Origin of the sequence: Halopenitus malekzadehii (genome assembly GCF_900108505.1) — an archaeon.
Lineage (GTDB): Archaea > Halobacteriota > Halobacteria > Halobacteriales > Haloferacaceae > Halopenitus > Halopenitus malekzadehii.
Genome location: NZ_FNWU01000001.1, coordinates 486729 through 503784 on the forward strand (window position 1 = coordinate 486729; position 17056 = coordinate 503784).

Annotated in this window: 16 protein-coding genes; 6 read left to right on the forward strand and 10 right to left on the reverse strand. The window is 69.8% G+C overall.

Going from position 1 to position 17056, the window contains the following annotated elements:
* The first annotated feature begins 21 nt into the window (after positions 1 to 21).
* The 5 genes from BLW38_RS02505 (at position 22) to BLW38_RS02525 (ending at position 4445) form a co-directional block, all read left to right on the forward strand.
* A complete protein-coding gene (locus BLW38_RS02505) occupies positions 22 to 477 on the forward strand; it encodes a Rieske (2Fe-2S) protein (protein ID WP_092813817.1) in 456 nt (151 codons plus the stop codon).
* A gap of 56 nt (positions 478 to 533) precedes the next feature.
* Complete coding sequence (locus BLW38_RS02510) at positions 534 to 827, forward strand: DUF7385 family protein (protein WP_092813819.1); 294 nt, start codon at positions 534 to 536, stop codon at positions 825 to 827.
* 5 nt (positions 828 to 832) lie between these two features.
* Positions 833 to 1552, forward strand: coding sequence for a cob(I)yrinic acid a,c-diamide adenosyltransferase (locus BLW38_RS02515; protein ID WP_092815530.1), 720 nt, complete (start codon positions 833 to 835; stop codon positions 1550 to 1552).
* An 18-nt stretch (positions 1553 to 1570) separates the two neighbouring features.
* Positions 1571 to 3292, forward strand: a complete 1722-nt coding sequence (locus BLW38_RS02520) for a cobyric acid synthase (protein ID WP_092813821.1) — start codon at positions 1571 to 1573, stop codon at positions 3290 to 3292.
* Positions 3293 to 3386: 94 nt separating this feature from the next.
* The gene (locus BLW38_RS02525; RefSeq protein WP_092813824.1) at positions 3387 to 4445 is read left to right on the forward strand and encodes a glycosyltransferase family 4 protein; all 1059 of its coding nucleotides are present in this window, start codon (positions 3387 to 3389) and stop codon (positions 4443 to 4445) included.
* A 104-nt stretch (positions 4446 to 4549) separates the two neighbouring features.
* On the opposite strand, the gene BLW38_RS02530 is transcribed toward BLW38_RS02525, so the two are convergent.
* The 4 genes from BLW38_RS02530 to BLW38_RS02545 form a co-directional block, all read right to left on the reverse strand.
* On the reverse strand, positions 4550 to 5170 hold the full coding sequence (locus tag BLW38_RS02530) for a halocyanin domain-containing protein (RefSeq protein ID WP_092813827.1): 621 nt from the start codon (positions 5168 to 5170) through the stop codon (positions 4550 to 4552).
* Between the two features lie 151 nt (positions 5171 to 5321).
* Complete coding sequence (locus BLW38_RS02535) at positions 5322 to 6038, reverse strand: cyclase family protein (protein WP_092813830.1); 717 nt, start codon at positions 6036 to 6038, stop codon at positions 5322 to 5324.
* Positions 6039 to 6144: 106 nt separating this feature from the next.
* Positions 6145 to 7578, reverse strand: a complete 1434-nt coding sequence (locus BLW38_RS02540; protein WP_092813833.1) for a sodium:solute symporter — start codon at positions 7576 to 7578, stop codon at positions 6145 to 6147.
* A 138-nt stretch (positions 7579 to 7716) separates the two neighbouring features.
* Entirely contained in the window at positions 7717 to 8853 is a 1137-nt protein-coding gene (locus tag BLW38_RS02545; RefSeq protein WP_092813836.1) for an NrpR regulatory domain-containing protein, read from the reverse strand.
* A 256-nt stretch (positions 8854 to 9109) separates the two neighbouring features.
* On the opposite strand from BLW38_RS02545, the gene BLW38_RS02550 reads away from it, so the two are divergent.
* Complete coding sequence (locus BLW38_RS02550) at positions 9110 to 10114, forward strand: agmatinase family protein (protein WP_092813839.1); 1005 nt, start codon at positions 9110 to 9112, stop codon at positions 10112 to 10114.
* Positions 10115 to 10139: 25 nt separating this feature from the next.
* Here the strand turns inward: BLW38_RS02550 and BLW38_RS02555 are convergent, their stop codons facing one another.
* From BLW38_RS02555 to dapA, 6 genes are read right to left on the reverse strand one after another with little or no spacing between them, the layout of a single operon-like run.
* Positions 10140 to 11399 carry a M20 family metallopeptidase gene (locus BLW38_RS02555; RefSeq protein WP_092813842.1) on the reverse strand — a complete coding sequence of 420 codons (1260 nt, stop codon included), beginning with the start codon at positions 11397 to 11399 and terminating at the stop codon, positions 10140 to 10142.
* A complete protein-coding gene (gene dapF / locus BLW38_RS02560; RefSeq protein ID WP_092813845.1) occupies positions 11396 to 12529 on the reverse strand; it encodes a diaminopimelate epimerase in 1134 nt (377 codons plus the stop codon). Before dapF ends, BLW38_RS02555 begins: the two co-directional genes overlap by 4 nt.
* A complete protein-coding gene (lysA, locus tag BLW38_RS02565; RefSeq protein ID WP_092813848.1) occupies positions 12526 to 14022 on the reverse strand; it encodes a diaminopimelate decarboxylase in 1497 nt (498 codons plus the stop codon). The genes dapF and lysA overlap by 4 nt, the downstream gene beginning before the upstream one ends.
* Positions 14019 to 14858, reverse strand: coding sequence for a 2,3,4,5-tetrahydropyridine-2,6-dicarboxylate N-succinyltransferase (locus BLW38_RS02570; protein WP_092813851.1), 840 nt, complete (start codon positions 14856 to 14858; stop codon positions 14019 to 14021). Before BLW38_RS02570 ends, lysA begins: the two co-directional genes overlap by 4 nt.
* Positions 14859 to 14916: 58 nt before the next feature.
* A complete protein-coding gene (dapB, locus tag BLW38_RS02575; RefSeq protein WP_092813854.1) occupies positions 14917 to 15735 on the reverse strand; it encodes a 4-hydroxy-tetrahydrodipicolinate reductase in 819 nt (272 codons plus the stop codon).
* Positions 15732 to 16667, reverse strand: coding sequence for a 4-hydroxy-tetrahydrodipicolinate synthase (gene dapA / locus BLW38_RS02580; RefSeq protein ID WP_092813857.1), 936 nt, complete (start codon positions 16665 to 16667; stop codon positions 15732 to 15734). The genes dapB and dapA overlap by 4 nt, the downstream gene beginning before the upstream one ends.
* Positions 16668 to 17056: the final 389 nt, after the last annotated feature.

Sequence of the window (17056 nt, forward strand, 5' to 3'; positions counted from 1 at the left end):
GCCCGCCGAGCACCGGATCGTATGGACGAGGATCGTCGGATGCTTCCCGCGGCGGACGTGCCGAGGGACGGAACGGTACTCGTGACGCTACGGCCGGTCGGGGACGTCGAAACCGGAACCGGAGACCAGGGCGGCGACGGCGAGGAGCTCGAGGCGATGCTCATCGAGCTGGCCGACGGCATCGCCTGCTACCGCAACTACTGTCAACACTGGACGGACGTTCGGATCGATCGTGGAAACGGCGCGACCGTTCGCAACGGGGAGATCGTCTGTGAGAAACATGGCGCGTACTTCGCGTCCGACACCGGCGTCTGTTCGTTCGGCCCGTGTGAGGGTTCGGTCCTGGATGCGATCGACGTGGCGGTTCGAGACGGCCACGTGGTGTTGGCCGATCCCGATTACGCCTTCGAACGGCTCGGTCCCACGGAGCGGCCGGACGCCGCAGGCGGATCCCGGATCGATTTCACCGGATCGTAGCGACGCGATCGACGTCCGGAGTAACATTCAGGTAGCGGTGTCGAGAAGGGATAGGTATGCCACCCGCGACCGACGACGATGACGCCGACGGAACCCAGGGCGGACTGACCGAAGCGGACCTCCAGGAGCTGACCGACGGACTCGTGAAACACTCCTCCGGCGGCGGGACGACGGTGTACAAGAACGCCGCGGGTGTCGGCTGTCCGAACCCGAACTGCGACCGCGGCATCTTCCGGACGCTGTTCGTCAGCGACACGGGCTGGCAGGAGCTCGGCGCCACCCGCGAGGGCGTCCACCTCTGTCTCACCTCGACCGACGACACGCGGCTCGTGTTCATCCACGAGGAGTGATCCCGGTGGACGGCACACCCGATCAGCACGAGGAGGCTGCCGGCCGAGGACCGTCCGGCGACGCCGAGCGCGGGACCCCCGGCGCCGGCGTCACCCCGACCGCGCGGGAGATCGCCCCGGCCGCCCCCGAGGATTTCGGCCTCGTCCAGGTCTGGTGGGGCGACGGCAAGGGGAAGACCACCGCGGCGCTCGGGATGGGAATGCGGGCCGCCGGACACGGCTATCGGGTCCACCTCCTGCAGTTCATGAAGGGCGGCGCCGACTCCGTCGAGCCGGACCGCGGCGAGTACAACGCGATCGCCGCACTACCCGGGATGTCCTACGAGAACACCGGCCACTACGGCTGGCACGGATTTCGGGACGGTTCGGCCGACGACGACCACGCCGCGAAGGCCGCCGGCGGACTGGCGCGAGCCCGGGAGCTGATCGACGCGGCCGCCGACGCCGACCTGACCGATCCGCTCCCCCTGGCCGGCGATCCCGAGGACGGGGTTCACCTGTTGATCCTCGATGAGGTCCTGTATGCCGCCGATAAGGGGCTCATCGACGCCGCCGACGTCCGCGAGTTGATCGACGCGAAGCCGGCCGATCTCGAACTCGTCGTGACCGGGAGCCACACGCGTCCCGACTACCTCGAGGACGACGTCGATCTGATGACCCGCGTCGGCAAGGAGAAACACCCGATCGACGCCGGGATCCGGGCGCGAAAGGGGACCGAGTTCTGAGCCGGAACCCGTGATTCGATGACCCGATCGGACACGCGTACGCTGCTCGTCGCCGGCACGGCCAGCCACGTCGGCAAAAGCACCGTCGCCGCCGGGCTCTGTCGGCTCCTCGCCGACCGGGGCGTCGACGTCGCGCCGTTCAAGGCACAGAACATGTCGAACAACGCTCGAGCCGTCCCCCGCGCGACCGGGTCGGATCACTCCCCGGCGGCCGAGTCGGATGCCGGCTCCGGCTTCGGCGAGATCGGCGTCTCCCAGTACACCCAGGCGCGTGCGGCCCGCGTGCCTCCGACGACCGACCACAACCCCGTGTTGCTCAAGCCCAGCGGTGGCGGCGAATCGCAGGTCGTCATCGACGGCGTGCCGGCGGCGACCGTTCCCGCCGGGGAGTATTATGACGACCACTGGGAGACAGCTCGAACCGCGGTTGACGACGCCCATGCCAGACTCGCCGCTGATGCGGAGATGATCGTCGCCGAGGGGGCCGGATCGATCGCGGAGATCAACCTTCACGATCGGGACCTCGCCAACATCGAGACCGCACGGATCGCCGACGCCGACGTGCTCCTCGTGGCCGACATCGAGCGTGGCGGCGTCTTCGCGTCGCTCGTGGGGACTCTCGAGTTGCTTCCGGACGACGTTCGGGACCGCGTCGTCGGCGTCGTGATAACCAAGTTCCGCGGGGATCGATCCCTCCTGAAGCCCGGTCTCGAGGCGTTCGAGGACCGGACGGGCGTGCCGGTTCGCGGGGTGCTCCCCTTCGACGATCCGGGCTTGCCGGCGGAGGACAGCGTCGACCTCCCGGCGGCCGATGCCCGGACGCCGACGGTTCGCGGGGATGATGACGGCGTTCCCCCCACCGATGCGATCACGATCGCGGTACCGCGGCTGCCGCGGATCTCCAACGTCACGGACCTCGAACCGCTTGCGGCCGAACCGGGCGTCCACGTGCAGTACCTGCCGGTTGGGGACCGCCGAGACGTCGGCTCCGGATCCGCCGCACCGCTCGCGGACGCCGACGCCGTCGTCCTCCCCGGAACGAAGAACACCGTCGACGACCTGATCGCCCTTCGGGATGCCGGGCTTGCCGCGGCGATCCGCGACTTCGAGGGGCCGGTCGTCGGCCTCTGTGGCGGCTACCAGCTGCTCGGCGACCGGATCCTGAACGCCGATGTCGAGGGGACGACCGACGTCTCGACGGTCGAGGGGCTGGGGCTGTTGCCGGTCGAGACGGTCTTTTCACACGACAAGCACGTCGTCGAGACCACCCGTCGGATCGACGGAGTCGGTCCGCTTGCCGGCGCGACGGGGACGGTCCGGGGTTATGAGATCCATATGGGCGAGACGCGACCGGCGTCTCGCGACGCTCCTCTTGCGGCGGGCGTCGACCCGGCGCTGCAGACCCCGTTCTCGGCGATGACCGACACCGACGTCGTCGGTGACGATGCCGACGACGGTGGCGCTGCTGACGGCGGTGACGTGGATCGGGACGACCGGGACGGCGTCGCCCTCGGGGCCGCGCTCGGCGGCCGGTCCGGGGTCGTCGGGACCTATCTCCATGGGCTCTTCGAGAACCGTGACGCTCGGTCCGCGTTCCTCGCAGCGGCGGGCGGTTCGGATCCGGATCGATCGATCGACCGATTCCGCGACTCCGCTGGCGAGGACCCCTCTCCGTATGACGCGGCCGCCGATCTGCTCGTCGAACACGTCGACCTCGATGGACTGCTTCCGGACCGATAGGTTCGGACCGGTACCCGACCGATGCGTTCGGGCGGCGTCGCTCGGCGTACCGGATGGCGTGGATTTTTATCGTCCGGCGACGACCCGTCCACGTATGCGTGTCGCGTTCGTCTCGCTTTTCACTCCACACCACGGCGACACCCCTGCCCGACGTCGAACGCGACGACTCGCCGACGCACTCGCCGACCGCGGCCACGACGTCGCATGGCTGTGTACCCAGTGGTGGGGTGGCGACCACGGTGCGTTCACCGAGGACGGGATCGAGTACCGGCGCGTCGGTGCCGACCCGGAACCGATCGCGTTCACAGCCCGGGTTCCGGCGGCGTTGCGGCGGTTCGACCCGGACGTCGTCCACGCCGTCAACAGCCCACCCGGCGGCGCCATCGCGGCGACCGTGAGCCGGCCGATCCACGGCGCGCCGGTCGTCGTCGACTGGTGGCGCGACCGTCCCGAGGACGGCACGGTCGGATACCGGATCCTGGCTCGACGTGCGGACGCGGTCGTGACGCCGGCCAAGACGGTGGCGACGCGGGTCCGCGAACACGGCGCGCCCGATGACGGCGTCGAGACGATCCCCGAAAGCGTCGACCTCGACGCCGTCGACTCCACCCCCGTCGATGACCGGTTCGACGTGGTCTACTCCCGACGGCTCGACCGGCACGCGAACGTCGACTCGTTCTTACTGGGTCTCGCGGAGCTGCGTGATACGGACTGGTCGGCGGCGGTCATCGGCGACGGCCCCGAGCGCGCTGCCGCCGAGGCGACTGCCGCCGACCTTCGGCTCGCGGACCGGGTCGAGTTCCTCGGCGAGCAGCCGCTTGCCGATCGCCTCGCGACGTTCAAGGGCGCCCACGTGTTCGCCCAAACTGCGACCAGCGAGGCGTTCGCGGGCGATCTCCTCCGGGCGCTCGCGTGTGGTTGCGTCGGCCTCGTCGAGTACCAGGCCGGATCCAGCGCACACGAGCTCGTCGAGGGCGACGCCCGTTCCAGCCTCGTCACGAGCCCCCAAGAGCTCGCGACCGCCTTCCGGGAGGCCGCTACACAGCCACACCGGACGACCGGTGACGGGTTCGAGGCGTACGACCGCCGCACGGTGTTGGAGCGGTATCTCGAACGCTATCGCTCGGTCCGCTCCGATCGCGGCCTGTTGTAGTCCGCTCCCGACTGGATGGACGTCGACGACTGGCTGATCGTCGACGATCGCGACATCGCCTCGGTGGCGGTGTTCGGGACACGAGGACGGTCCGGCGCCGGTGGCTATTCGTCGCCGCCGTCGCCGCCGTATCGGAGGAAGAAGAACGCCATTCCGAGCGTCGAGACCATCGCGATGAACGTCGCGATGCCGAGTGCCTTTGCCCCCTCGGGAACGAAGACGACGCCGGAGGCGCTGTCCCCGCCGCCGGTCGATTCGGTTTCGATGTCTCCGCCGACGGCGATGCCGCCGTGCATACCGACCTGGGAGTGTGGGTCACACTGGTAGTGGGTGATGCCGGCGTCCTCCTCGGAGGTTTCGTACTCGAAGGTGAACCCTTCCTCGCCGGTGATCTCGCTCTCGAAGGAGGCGGGGCCGTCGACCGCGTGGACGTTGTGGTCGCCGCCGTTGCCCGTCCACTCCCAGACGATCGTGGTTCCGGGGTCGACCCAGACCTTCGTGGGGTCGAACGCGAGGCCGTCGCCCGCGCCGACCGCGATCGTTACCTCGTCCTGTCCGCGGGCGTCCGTGTAGCTATCCACGTTCCCCTCGACCGACGAGGGCCACACCGGGACCTCCTCCTGTGCCGCCGCCGATCCGGCGGCACCGGCGGCGACCCCAGCCGCGGCAGCGGTGCCGCCGGCCGTGCGAAGCAGCGCCCGTCGCGAGACGTCCTCCGTACTCATACCCGTGGCTTGGAGACGCCCTGTAGTGAATACTTTGGTTCGCGGTCCGCCGATCGAGCGCCTCGGTCACACGATGCGGCATCGGCGAGCCGTTCATCAAACCACGCTCCCGGCCGTCGTAGGCGGTTCGTGGACCTGTTTACGAGACCGGTCAGTGATCCGCGCTTGGCGCCTCCTCGACGAACGCCACCGCGCGCACGGGCGCGCCGTCGGCGCCGGCGATCGGCAGGGGAAACGCGTACAGCGTGAACCGGTCGGGAAGCCCGTCGAGGTTCGTGAGGTTCTCGACGATCGGGAGGCCGGCCCCGAGAAGCGCGTGGTGGACCGGAAATCCGTCGGGTTCGTCCGGCTGATCCGGGTCGTCCGACCCGTCGGACGTGGCGTCCCCGGAGGGCGTCGGATCCGGGTTGAGCACGTCGATCGCGACCCCACAGTCGGCCTCGCGGAGCGCTCGTGCCGCTGCCGGCGTCAGGTAGGGATGATCCCGGTAGCAGTCGGCGTTCCAGTGGGCGTCCCAGCCGGTTCGGACCACGAGGAGGTCGGCGGCCGCGAGCGCGTCCGGGTTCGGGAGGGCGTCGGCACCGATGGGCTCGCGGGCCGAACACGGCGTGACGTCGAGGAACCGGGCGTCGAAGACGTACTCGCCGACCGGCCGGTCATTGAGGTCCGCCCCGCCGGATTCGGTGTGGCTCGGCGCGTCGATGTGCGTGCCGGTGTGGCTGCCGCAGTGCAGTTCGTGGACGGCGGCGCCGTCGTCGGCGATCGTCGCGGCCGGCGTGAGTTCGACCGGCGGATCGCCGGGGAACGTGGACATTCCGGACTCGATCGGCTGTGAGAGGTCGCGATACGCGTCGGATCGGTGGGGCATACCGAGCCCTTCGACGAGGATCCCCGAGAAACGTGCGGATCGTGAGAATGGTCAGTCAACGGAGGAGGCGGAGGGCCGGTAGTGGCCAACCCGTCGCGCTACGCGGTCACTCGATCGACGGTCCGTCGGAGATGCTCTCGAGCCAGGCCTCGAGCTTCTCACGCGGCGGCGGGCCGGTGACCAGGCTCACGCTCACGAAGAGCACGAGGCTGGCGACGAGCCCGTAGATGATCGGGCGGTTCGAGCCGAAGCCGTAGACGGCCATCGACGCCACGACGACGACGGAACTGCCGAGGATCGACGCGACGGCGCCCTGCCAGGTCCCGCCGCGCCAGAAGAACGCCGCCATCAGGGGCACGAAGATCGCGCCCGTCAGCAGGTTGTACGCCAGCGTGAGCGCGTTGACGACGTCCCCGATGAGGATCGCCACTCCGATCATCCCGATGCCGAGCACGAGGATCCCGACCCGGGAGACCAACGTATACCGTCGCTCGCTGGCGTCGGGGTCGATGAACCGCTTGTACACGTCGTTGGTGAACAGCGTGCTCGAGGCGAGCAGCGCCGAGTCGGCGGTCGACATCATCGCCGAGATGAACCCGGCCAGGATGAGCCCCGAGAGGCCGGTGGGAACCGTCTCGAGGACCAGCTGCGGAAGCGCGAGATCGGCGTTCTCGAGCCCGGGGAACAGCACCAGGGCGATCATCCCGAGCACCGCGGTCGCGATCCCGTAGACGACCGCGTACGCGCCCGTGGCAATGTTCCCGACCCGAGCCGTCCGCGGGCTGTCGGCCGTGAAGACGCGCTGCCAGATGTCCTGGCCGATCATGATCCCCAGGAAGTACAGCAGGAAGTAGCTGATCACGGTGTCGATCCCGATGCCGGTCGGGCTGAAGTAGGAGGGATCCAGTTCCGCCGTGAGCCCCGAGATCCCGCCGACCTCGAGCAGACCAAGCGGCAAGGCAAACACGAAGACGCCGATCGTCATGATGATCCACTGAACGAAGTCGGTGATCGTGACCGAGAACATCCCGCCGAGTGCGGTGTACCCGATGACGATGATTCCAGCCACGAGGATCATCGTGTTGAGCTGGTAGTCGAGCAGCGCCGTGAGCACGGTTCCGATCGATATCACCTGCGTGATCGCAATCGTCAGCGCGTAGATGCCGGCGACGAGCGCGCCGACGGTCGCCGAGTACTTCTCGAAGCGTCGTTCGAGGATCTCGCCGAGCGTGTACGCCTTGAGGTTCGCGAGTTCGGTCGAGATGAGAAAGCCGATCGCCGCGACGCCCAGCCCGAGCCAGACGACGAGCCAGGCGCCGGAGACGCCGTGTTGGTACCCCAATCCGCCGCCGCCGATCGTCGATGCGCCGCCGAGGATGACCGCGGACATCACCGGCACGTACATCCAGATCGGGATGTCCCGTCCGGCGACGAGATAGTCGTCGAGGGTATCCGAACGTCGGTACCCCCAGTAACCGACGCCCAACAGGCCGATCATGTAGAGCACGATGATGCCGAAGTCGATGCCGACGAGTGACATGGAAATTGTTTGCCACCAGTCCGGTTGTAAACGTTTCGCTCCACGAGCGATCGCTCATCAGTCAGCGCCGCTCATCAGTCAGCGCCGCTCATCAGTCAGCGCCGCTCATCAGTCAGCGCCGCTCACCGGTCGTCCCGCTTACCGGTCGTCCCCGAACGGTCCGTCAGTCTCGAGTCGGTCGGCCGGGCGGAGCCGATCCCGATCGATCGTGTCGTACAGCGTGTCCCACTCCGACGACAGGCCGCGTTCGGCGAGCACGGCGATGGCGAGTTCGCCGGATCCGCCGTACGTCGCGGCCCCGAACTCCCAGCCCGGTGGCCCGAGGGGGAAGGGACCGCCCTCCCGGGGGCGACGAACGTCGATCACGCCGCCGAGCGCGTCGCGGGTCGCGACCACGAGATCGCGAGCTTCGGAGTATCGAGTGAGCGGAAACTCCCGGTAGTCGACAGCGAGAACGCCGCTATCACCCTCCTCGAGGATCGGGGTCGTGTCGGTACGGCCCGCCTCGATGAGGAGCGAGAGGACGTCGACGGAGGCGTCCTCGCCGCTGATCACGTCGACGTATCGGTCGATCCGGCCGCCGAATCGACCCTCCTCGTCGGTTCCATCGCCCTCGCCGTCGTCTCCGTCCTCGGAACCGTCCGCATCCGTGCTCGCCACGTCCACGTCGGCGGCGCCTCCGGCCTCGGCGTCGTCGGAGCGATCGGGTCGGGCCGTAGGTGGCGTGTACGCCACCACACCGGCGGTCCGGAGGTCGGTGTCGATCCCGTGTGAGAGGAGGACCCCGTCGAGGGTGAGACTCGAGGGAACGAGGACGCGATGGCGGTCGGCGCCGTCACCGACCGGCTCGATCGCGGCGGGGACGGGACCGAGCGGACTCGTGTGCAGCGACCGGATCGCCTCCAGGGCGGGATCGAGGTCGGCGGTGTCGACGAGCGCGCTCGAGACGAGCAGCACGCCGGTATCCTCGAGGGGATCGTAGGTCACCCGGCTTCGCAACGTCGCGATCCGCGAGCGAACGTGGTCGAGCCGGCTGCTGACGTTTCCCCGTTCGAGCTCGGTCCGTCCGGCAGCGGTGAGGCGGCGTCCCTGGCCGGGGACCTTCTCGGTGAGCCCCGCCTCGTCGAGGTCGGCAAGCGTGAGCCGGATCGTCCGTCCGGTGATCGAGTAGCCGTGCCGCCGCATCAGTTCGACGAGCCGGATGCTCCCGACCGGCTCGTGTCGGTCGACGAGCCACAGCAGGTCGTACGTCCGACCGTCGAGGTCGCGGTCCATCGTTCCGTCCCACGGGCACGGCCTACAAGACTTCGGCGGTCTCCCGGGCGCGGTGGCGTCCCGTTCGCGACGCTGTCCACGCTTGCGGGGACGCGATCGCCGATCGAGGAGGAAGGTTTATGCGAGTTCCGTGACGAATCGGTGGCAATGAGGTTCCACCAATGACGGTCATGCGACCCGATTCGACCGACGCAGAACACACGGGGCGGGCAACGATCACCCACCGATTCGACGGAAGTCGCTTCGAGGTGGTCCGATGAGTCGCGAGACGCCCGCCGGTCGTTTCCGCGGGGACCACCCCGCCTCGTCGCTCGAGTTCGCGTACGCGGGGATCCCGACCTTCCTGAAGGCCGATCATCGCGACGTCGAGGACATCGCGGACTATAACGCCGGCGTCGTCGGCGTCCCGTACGACTCGGCCGTCAGCAACCGCCCCGGGGCACGGTACGGGCCGCGGGCGGTCCGGGAGGCCAGCGGCTGGTGGGATTACCTCTCGGGGTACAAGGGCGGGTTGACGAACATGCGAACCGGCGAGGACGTCGACTTCGGCGCGCTCTCGGTCGCCGACTGTGGCGACGTGCCGGTGTTCCCGATGGACCAGAAGACGACCGCCGAAAGCATCACGGCCCACGTCGCGACCGTTGCCGAGCGGGCGTTCCCCGTCCTCATCGGCGGCGACCACTACTGTACGTTCCCCGCGTTCCGCGGGTTCGCGGAGGGGGCCGGTCACGACGACGTCGGACTCGTTCAGATCGATGCCCACACCGACACCGTCTCCGAGAGTCCGATCTTCGGCCGGGAGTTCCACGGCTCGAGCACGGCGCTGATGGCCGACTCGCCGTACGGCGATCTCGAGAACGTGAGCCAGGTCGCCATTCGTGGCTACGAATCCCCGGCGTTCTTCGAGTTCGCCGAGGAGACCGGACTCAACCTCTTCGCGATGCCCGAGATCGAGGAGCGCGGACTGGACGCGGTGATCCGCGACGCGATCGCGGCTGCCGCCGAGGGGACCGACGCGGTCTACGTCACCTTTGACATCGACTCCGTCGACCCGAGCGTGGCGCCCGGAACGGGGACACCCGAACCGGCCGGGCTCTCGGCCTCGCAGGCGTTGACCGCGATGGAGGTCCTGGGCGGCCACGACGCCGTCGGCGCCGTCGATCTGATGGAGGTCGCTCCGGACTACGACCCGGCCGGGAACACCTCGCGGCTGGCGGCGAACCTGCTCGTGGCGTTCCTCGAGCGCAAGTTCGCGGTCTAACCCTGACGCCGCCGCTGCCCGCGGATCACTCCGCTTCGAGCAGCCCGGACAGCGTCCGCGTGACCGCGTCGCCGGCCCACTCCACCTCGCGAACGCGGACGTACTCGCGGTCGGCGTGGGCCACGGCGCCCTCGGCGTCCGCCAGATCGCCCGGACCGAAGACCACGGTCGGGGCCGGCGAGAAGTAGGACGCTTCGGTCGCGGCCGAGAACGGACGGACCGCTCCGCCCCGATCGCGAACGGCGGCAGGAGCGTCCTGGACCCCGTGAGCGTCCTCGTCCTCGTCCGCGGGCGTGTCCTCTCCCGCAGATGTGTCCCCACCCGCAGGACGCGCCGCATCGATCGCGTCCGCGAGCAGCCGAACGAACTCGTGGTCGGGGTCGGTCGAGAAGGCCTCCAGAAACGGCGACTCGCGGTCGGTGAGTTCGAACGCGACGCCGACGTCATCCGGGACGGCCGCCCGGATGTCGTTCGCCAGCGACTCGCGGAAGCCCGCGGCCGTCTCGGGTGGGATCGACCGCCGGTCGACGACGATCGCACACCGGTCGGGGACCTGGTTGGTCGCGCCGCCGCCGTCGATCACGGTCGGCGTGAGCCGCGCCGGGCCGAGTTGGTCGTGGGACGGCCGGTCCGCGTCGAACTCGCGGACGGCGCCGAGCGCCCCTTCGGCGGCCGCCACCGCGTTGGTTCCTTCGTCCTCGGCGGCGTGGGCGGTTTCACCCGACAACTCGATCGTCCCCTCGAAGCGTCCCTTCGCGGCCGTACAGACGTCGAGGCCGGTCGGTTCGCCGACGATGTACAGATCCCCGTCGAGCTCGTCCCCGGTTCCCTCGAGTCCGCCGGTGAGCGCCGCGGCGCCGAGGGAGTGTACCTCCTCGTCGGGCGTGATCGCGAGCGTGAGCCGACCGCGATCGGGATCGGTCGCGAGAAAGCCGACGAGCAGCGCTGCAAGCGGACCCTTGGCGTCACAGGACCCACGGCCGCGGATCACGTCGACGCCCGATTCGCCCTCGACAGTCGCATCCGGGTCGCGTTCGAACGGGATGTGGGGCGTCACGGTGTCGATGTGGGTGTTACAGACCACGTGTGGTCCGGTGTCGGGGTCGATCGACGGCTTGCTCGCGAGCACGTTGCCGGCGTCGTCGACCCGGGCCTCGATCCCGTGCTCGGCGAGTGTCTCGAGAAGGAACTCACGCATTTCCCCGACGTCCTCGTGGGACGGATGACGGACCGCGGTCTCCAGAAACGCGATCGGATCGAAGCCGTCGCCGTCGGACCGAGTCATCGCGGATCGTCCTCCGCGTTTCGGTTCGGGTCAGCGGCGTCTGCGGCGTCGTCGACGTCGTCAGCAGCGTCTGGGCCGTCAGTATCGGACCCGGACTCGGTCCCCGGATCGACCGCGGGGGTCGCGTCGGCGGCGGCCGCCTCATCGACCTCCGGATCGGCGACGAGCTCGCCGGCGCCCTCCTCGGCGACCGGACCGGAAAGGGTCGCGGGACCCTCGTCGGGAACGGTGATCTCGAGCTCGCCACCCGGCGGTCGCGATCGGACGGTTTCGGCGTCGACCCGGCCGGTCCGGCGCGCGACCGCAGCGATCGCGACCGCGCCGGTGCCGCACGACCGCGTTTCGCCCTCGACGCCGCGCTCGAAGGTGCGCTGGCGGTAGGTGGGAACGAGGCCGTCGAACTCGCGGTCGTCAGCCGACCCGTCGTCGGGCGTGTAACTGACGCGCCCGGCGAGGTTCACGTTCGCCCCCTCCGGAAAGACGTCGGCGTGGCGAACCGGCTCGGCGACCGCTTCGAGATCGATGTCGTCGATCGCCTCAGCGTCCGCATCGCCGTCCTCCTCGATGAACGCCACCGCGTGCGGGACGCCGGTGTTGACCGCGGAGACGGTGAGCCCCTCGACATCGGTCTCGATGAGGGGCGCGTCGGGATCGCCGTCCCGGAGTTCGGGATCGTCAGCGCGCGAGCGATCGACCGGGACGCCCGCGGGATCGAACCGGGGGATCCCCATCTCGATCGTGACGTCCCGGCCGTTCGCGTCGACCGCGGCGCGCCGGTCGCCGGCCGGCGTCTCGATCACGAAATCGGTCTCGCCGGTGCGGTCGTGTGCCCAGGCGGCGACGACCCGGGCCCCGTTGCCACACATCGCCGCGGTGGAGCCGTCCGGCTGGACAAGCGACATCGTGACGCGGGTCGGGTCGGCTTCCGCCTCGATCCCGAGGAACAACACGCCGTCGGCGCCGCGACGTCCCGCGCCCGGCAATTCGACGCCGGTGTCGCGATCACAGTGTGCGATCGCGAACGGGCGACGATCCGCGAGCGCGGTCACCCCGGCTCGGTCGGCGTCGGCCTCGTCGACGACGATGAAGTCGTTGCCCGTGCCGTGGTACTTCCGGAACGGGACCGTCATTCCGCATCCTCCGTGGAACTTATGTCGCCGGCGGGACGCACCGGGTCCTCGAGCGCTGCGAGCCCCTCGTAGCCCGCTCGGCGCTCGACGGCGGTCACGTCGGCGATCGTCTCGCGATCGCGGACCAGGGTCGGGCCGGGATCGGTCGCATCGGGGCTCTCGTCGGTCCCCATGGCCGCATCCCTCCCGGCCCCGACGGCGACTTCAGCCGGTCGCGGCCGGGAGTTGTACTGGCTGGCCATCTCGTAGCCGTAGGCGCCCGCGATCCCGATCGCCAGGACGTCGCCGCGTTCGGGAGCCGGAAGCGGCCGGTCCTCACAGAACATGTCCGCCGTCTCACAGATGGGGCCGGTGACCGTGGCCGGGATGGTCTCACGGCCGCCCCGATCGTCGATGACGTCGCCCCGGTCCTCCCCGCTGTGGGACGACGCCGAGACGTTCCGGATCGGATGGAACGCGTCGTACATCGCGGGGCGGAGCAGATCGGTCATCCCGGCGTCGACGCCGACGACGGTTGTTTCCGGCGCCGGCTTGACGGTGTTGACTCGCGTCAGGAGGACGCCTGCGTCGGCGACCACGTAGCGACCGGGCTCGACGGCGAGGTCGAGGCCGGCATCGTCATCGACGTCGGCGTCCTCCAGGGCGGTCTCGAACGCCTCCCGCGTCGCGTCGGCGACCGCCGGAAGGTCGAGCGGCGGTTCGTTATCGCGGTAGGGGACGCCGAAGCCGCCGCCGACGTCGACGTACTCGAGGGTGATGGGGTCCGCGTCAGCGTTCTCACGATCCCCGGCTGCCGGATCGACGAGGGCGGCGGCCAGCGCACCCATTCGCGAGACGAGCTCGCGGTGGCGATCGAGGCCTTCAGCGTCGATCCCGGAGCCGGCGTGGGCGTGGATCCCGACGACGTCGAATCGATCCGTCGCCTCGCGGACGACGCTCGCGGCGCGGTCGTAGGGGACGCCGAATTTGGCGTGGGCGCCGGTTCGGACCTTCTCGTGATGGCCGGCCCCGACGCCGGGAGTCACCCGGATGCAGACCCGGCCGTCGAAGCCGCGGTCGGCCAGCCGGTCGAGGGTGTCGACCGCGCCGGCGGTGATCGTGATCTCGGGGTGCTCGCGCCATCGATCGACGACGCGGTCGAGATCCCTCGCGGGCGGATTGACGGCGGTGTAGTGGATCCGGTCGCCGGGGAAGCCGGCTGCGAGTGCGCGTTCGAGCTCGCCCGCGGAGGCACACTCCGCTGCGAGGCCTGCACGCTCGACCGTTCGAAGGACCGACTGGCCGGTGTGGGCCTTCACGGCGTACCGGACGTCGGCGTCCGGGAAGGCGTCCCGGAGCCGGGCACAGTTCTCCCGGACCCGATCGCGGTCGATCACGTACAGGGGCGTCCCGTACCGGTCGGCGAGGGCCGCCAGGCGGTCCGGATCCCAGTCGGCGAGCCGGCGAACCGGCGGGTTCGACGACGATGCGTCCTCGGGCGTGGGACCGCTCATTCCCGGAGCGCCTCCTCCCGCTGGGTGGCCTCGAGGGTCTCGTCCTCGACGTCAGTCGCGACGACGGCGGGCTTGTAGGCGCCGCCCTCGAAGAGGTCGTGGTCGCTCACCGAGGATTCGACCATCCGGGTGAACGCACGGCGGTTCGCGGGGAGGTGGCCGAAGACGACCGCCTCCTCGACGAGGTCGTAGACGGGGATCCGCGGGGTGAGAAGCGTGTTCTCGCCGACGATCGAGTTCTCGCCGATCCGGAAGCCGGAGGTGACACGGCAGCCGGCCCCCAGCGCGACGCCGTCCTCGATGACCACCGGTGCGTCCTCGACCGGCTCGAGCACGCCGCCGATCAGCGTGTTCGCGCCGAGCTTGACGTTCGCTCCGATCTGTGCACAGGAGCCGACCGTGTCACAGGAGTCGACGAGCGTCCCGTCGCCGACGTACGCGCCCACGTTGACGAACGAGGGACTCATCATGATGCAGTCGCTCCCGAGGTAGGCTCCCCGCCGGATCGCGGTGCCGTCCGGCGTGTTCCGGGTTCCGCGCTCGCCCAGATCGGCGGTGTCACGCAGCGGGAGGACGTCGTGGTAGGTGACGTCGCCGTATGTCCGTCCCTCGGTCTCGCGGAGCCCGAAGTTGAGGAGGATCCCCCGCTTCACCCAGGCGTTCGCCTCCCAGGAGGTCACGTCGGTGCCCGTCTTCTCGGCCGCACGGACCTCGCCGGCCTCGAGGGCGTCGAGGAAGTCGTCGAGGACCGCCTCGTCGTCCGCGGTCGTCCCACCCGCCGAGAGTCCCTGTTCGGAGCGTCGCCAGAGGTCGGTGACGTCTGCTTCGAGCGTCATGGTGAACCAATGGGTGAGTGGGGGTTTTTAGCCGTCGGTTCCGGGAGCGGTCGCGATCTCACGCATCGTCGATCACGTCGCCGAAGTCGTACCAGCCGGCCGGTCGGTCGGCCAGCCAGACGGCCGCGTCGAGCGCGCCCGCGGCGAACACGCCACGATCGCCGGCCCGATGGGTGAGCTCGAGGACCTCGTGGTTGCCCGCGAGCAGCACTTCGTGCTCGCCGGTGACGTCGCCGGCCCGCCGGGCGTGCACGCCGATCTCGCCCGGCTGGCGGGGCGCGTCGCCCTCGCGCCCGTGGACGCGGCCGTTCCGCGAGAGGTCCTCGCGGACGTCCTCGAGATCGTCGAGGAGCGTGTTTGCGGTGCCCGAGGGCGCATCCCGCTTGCCGTTGTGGTGCGTTTCGGTCACCTCGACGTCGTAGTCGGGGACCGCCGCGGCCGCCTCCCGAACCGCGCGGCGCAACGCGGCGATCCCCCGCGAGAAGTTGGCCGCCTTGAGCACCGGCACCGACTTGGCGACGTCCTCGAGGGCGGCGAACTGCGCGTCCGAAAACCCGGTAGTGCCGGTCACCAGCGGGACGCCGGCGTCGGCACAGGCCTCCGCGTACGCGACCGCCGACTCGGGACCGGTGAAGTCGACGACGGCGTCGGGATCGACCGCGTCGAGCCGCTCGGCGAACTCGTCTGCGGGGTCGACCGCGACGCCCGAGACGGGCTCCGTCTCCGAGCGGTTGACCGCCAGCGCGACCGCCAGGTCCTCGCGATCGACGGCCGCCGCGATCACCTCGGTGCCCATCCGGCCGCCGGCACCGGTCACGGCGATGCGGAGGTTCGGATCCGCGTCGGCGGTTTCGTCCGTTTCGGCGCCCTCGCTCATCGCGACGCCTCCTCCGTCGCGAACGGACCGATCTCACCGGGTGCGGCCGTCTCGTACTCCGCGAGCAGGTCGGCGAGGGATTCCCGGTGCTCCACGGAGAGACGGGTGAGCGGCGACCGGACGTCGGGCCGACCGCGGTCGCGGATGGACATCGCCTCCTTGACTGGGATGGGGTTCGTCTCGACGAAGAGCTCCCGGCACAGCGGCGAGAGCTCGTGGTGGATGGCGCGGGCACGCTCGTAATCGCCCGCGAGCGCGGCGCCGACCATCGCGCAGGTGCGCTCGGGCTCGACGTTGGCGACGACGCTGATGGTTCCCGTGCCGCCGACCGACAGGATGGGGAGGGTGAGCCCGTCGTCGCCCGAGAGGACGGCGAACTCCTCGTCCGCGGTCCGCTCGATGACCTCGCTTATCAGGCCGAGATCGCCCGAAGCGGCCTTGTAGCCGACGATGTTCTCGTGTTCGGCGAGGCGGGCGGTGACGTCGACCGGGATCGACCGACCCGTTCGGGAGGGAACGTTGTAGACGATCTGCGGCAGGTCGACCGCGTCGGCGATCGCGGTGTAGTGCTGGTAAAATCCCTCGGGCTCGGGCTTGTTGTAGTACGGCGAGATGAGCAGCAGGCCGTCCGCGTCGGCGGCGGCCGCGCGCTCGGACAGCGAGAGCGCCTCCGCCGTGTTGTTCGAGCCGGTCCCCGCGATCACGGGGACGTCGTCGACGGCCGCGGAGACGGTCTCGATCACCTCGACGTGCTCGTCGTGGGTGAGCGTGGCCGACTCGCCGGTCGAGCCGACGGGCACCAGCCCGTCGACGCCGGCGGTCTCGAGGTACTGCGCGTTGGCGGCCAGCTGGTCGTGGTCGATCTCGTTCTGTTCATCGAAGGGGGTCGTCATCGCGGGCATCACGCCCTCGAAGGGTGTCGTGGTGGTCATCGTGGGATCGTGTGGTGGGTCGTGGGTCGATCAGTCGTGTTCGGATCGGTTGGGGTCGGTCGTGTTCGGGTCGGTCAGTCGTGTTGCGGGTCGGGTCGTCCCTGCTGCGTGTCGGTCGGATGGAATCGGTCGGTGATCGTCGGATCGACGACCACCGACGCGCTCGCGGACGCGTCGCTGTGTGGTCAGGTCGGGGGCCGCCCGGGACGGGGTCGCCACTCCCGCCGGTGGGCGTCTCACACGCGTTTTTTCGAGAAGAGCCGCGTCGCTGGCGGCGAGGTCGTGCTCCGGATGGACGCGGCGGTCGGCACGGGCGTGAGTGTGGGCTTCTGTTTCTTATACGTTCCGGCTTCGGGGGGAGGCCATATTGCGCGTGAAGATATCGGGCC

Excerpts from the sequence above, each read along its gene's own strand:
- BLW38_RS02505 (WP_092813817.1), top strand. The coding sequence starts at position 22 with ATGGACGAGGATCGTCGGATGCTTCCCGCGGCGGACGTGCCGAGGGAC.
- BLW38_RS02510 (WP_092813819.1), top strand. The coding sequence starts at position 534 with ATGCCACCCGCGACCGACGACGATGACGCCGACGGAACCCAGGGCGGA.
- BLW38_RS02520 (WP_092813821.1), top strand. The coding sequence starts at position 1,571 with ATGACCCGATCGGACACGCGTACGCTGCTCGTCGCCGGCACGGCCAGC.
- BLW38_RS02525 (WP_092813824.1), top strand. The coding sequence starts at position 3,387 with ATGCGTGTCGCGTTCGTCTCGCTTTTCACTCCACACCACGGCGACACC.
- BLW38_RS02530 (WP_092813827.1), bottom strand. The coding sequence starts at position 5,170 with ATGAGTACGGAGGACGTCTCGCGACGGGCGCTGCTTCGCACGGCCGGC.
- BLW38_RS02535 (WP_092813830.1), bottom strand. The coding sequence starts at position 6,038 with ATGCCCCACCGATCCGACGCGTATCGCGACCTCTCACAGCCGATCGAG.
- BLW38_RS02540 (WP_092813833.1), bottom strand. The coding sequence starts at position 7,578 with ATGTCACTCGTCGGCATCGACTTCGGCATCATCGTGCTCTACATGATC.
- BLW38_RS02545 (WP_092813836.1), bottom strand. The coding sequence starts at position 8,853 with ATGGACCGCGACCTCGACGGTCGGACGTACGACCTGCTGTGGCTCGTC.
- BLW38_RS02550 (WP_092813839.1), top strand. The coding sequence starts at position 9,110 with ATGAGTCGCGAGACGCCCGCCGGTCGTTTCCGCGGGGACCACCCCGCC.
- BLW38_RS02555 (WP_092813842.1), bottom strand. The coding sequence starts at position 11,399 with ATGACTCGGTCCGACGGCGACGGCTTCGATCCGATCGCGTTTCTGGAG.
- dapF (WP_092813845.1), bottom strand. The coding sequence starts at position 12,529 with ATGACGGTCCCGTTCCGGAAGTACCACGGCACGGGCAACGACTTCATC.
- lysA (WP_092813848.1), bottom strand. The coding sequence starts at position 14,022 with ATGAGCGGTCCCACGCCCGAGGACGCATCGTCGTCGAACCCGCCGGTT.
- BLW38_RS02570 (WP_092813851.1), bottom strand. The coding sequence starts at position 14,858 with ATGACGCTCGAAGCAGACGTCACCGACCTCTGGCGACGCTCCGAACAG.
- dapB (WP_092813854.1), bottom strand. The coding sequence starts at position 15,735 with ATGAGCGAGGGCGCCGAAACGGACGAAACCGCCGACGCGGATCCGAAC.
- dapA (WP_092813857.1), bottom strand. The coding sequence starts at position 16,667 with ATGACCACCACGACACCCTTCGAGGGCGTGATGCCCGCGATGACGACC.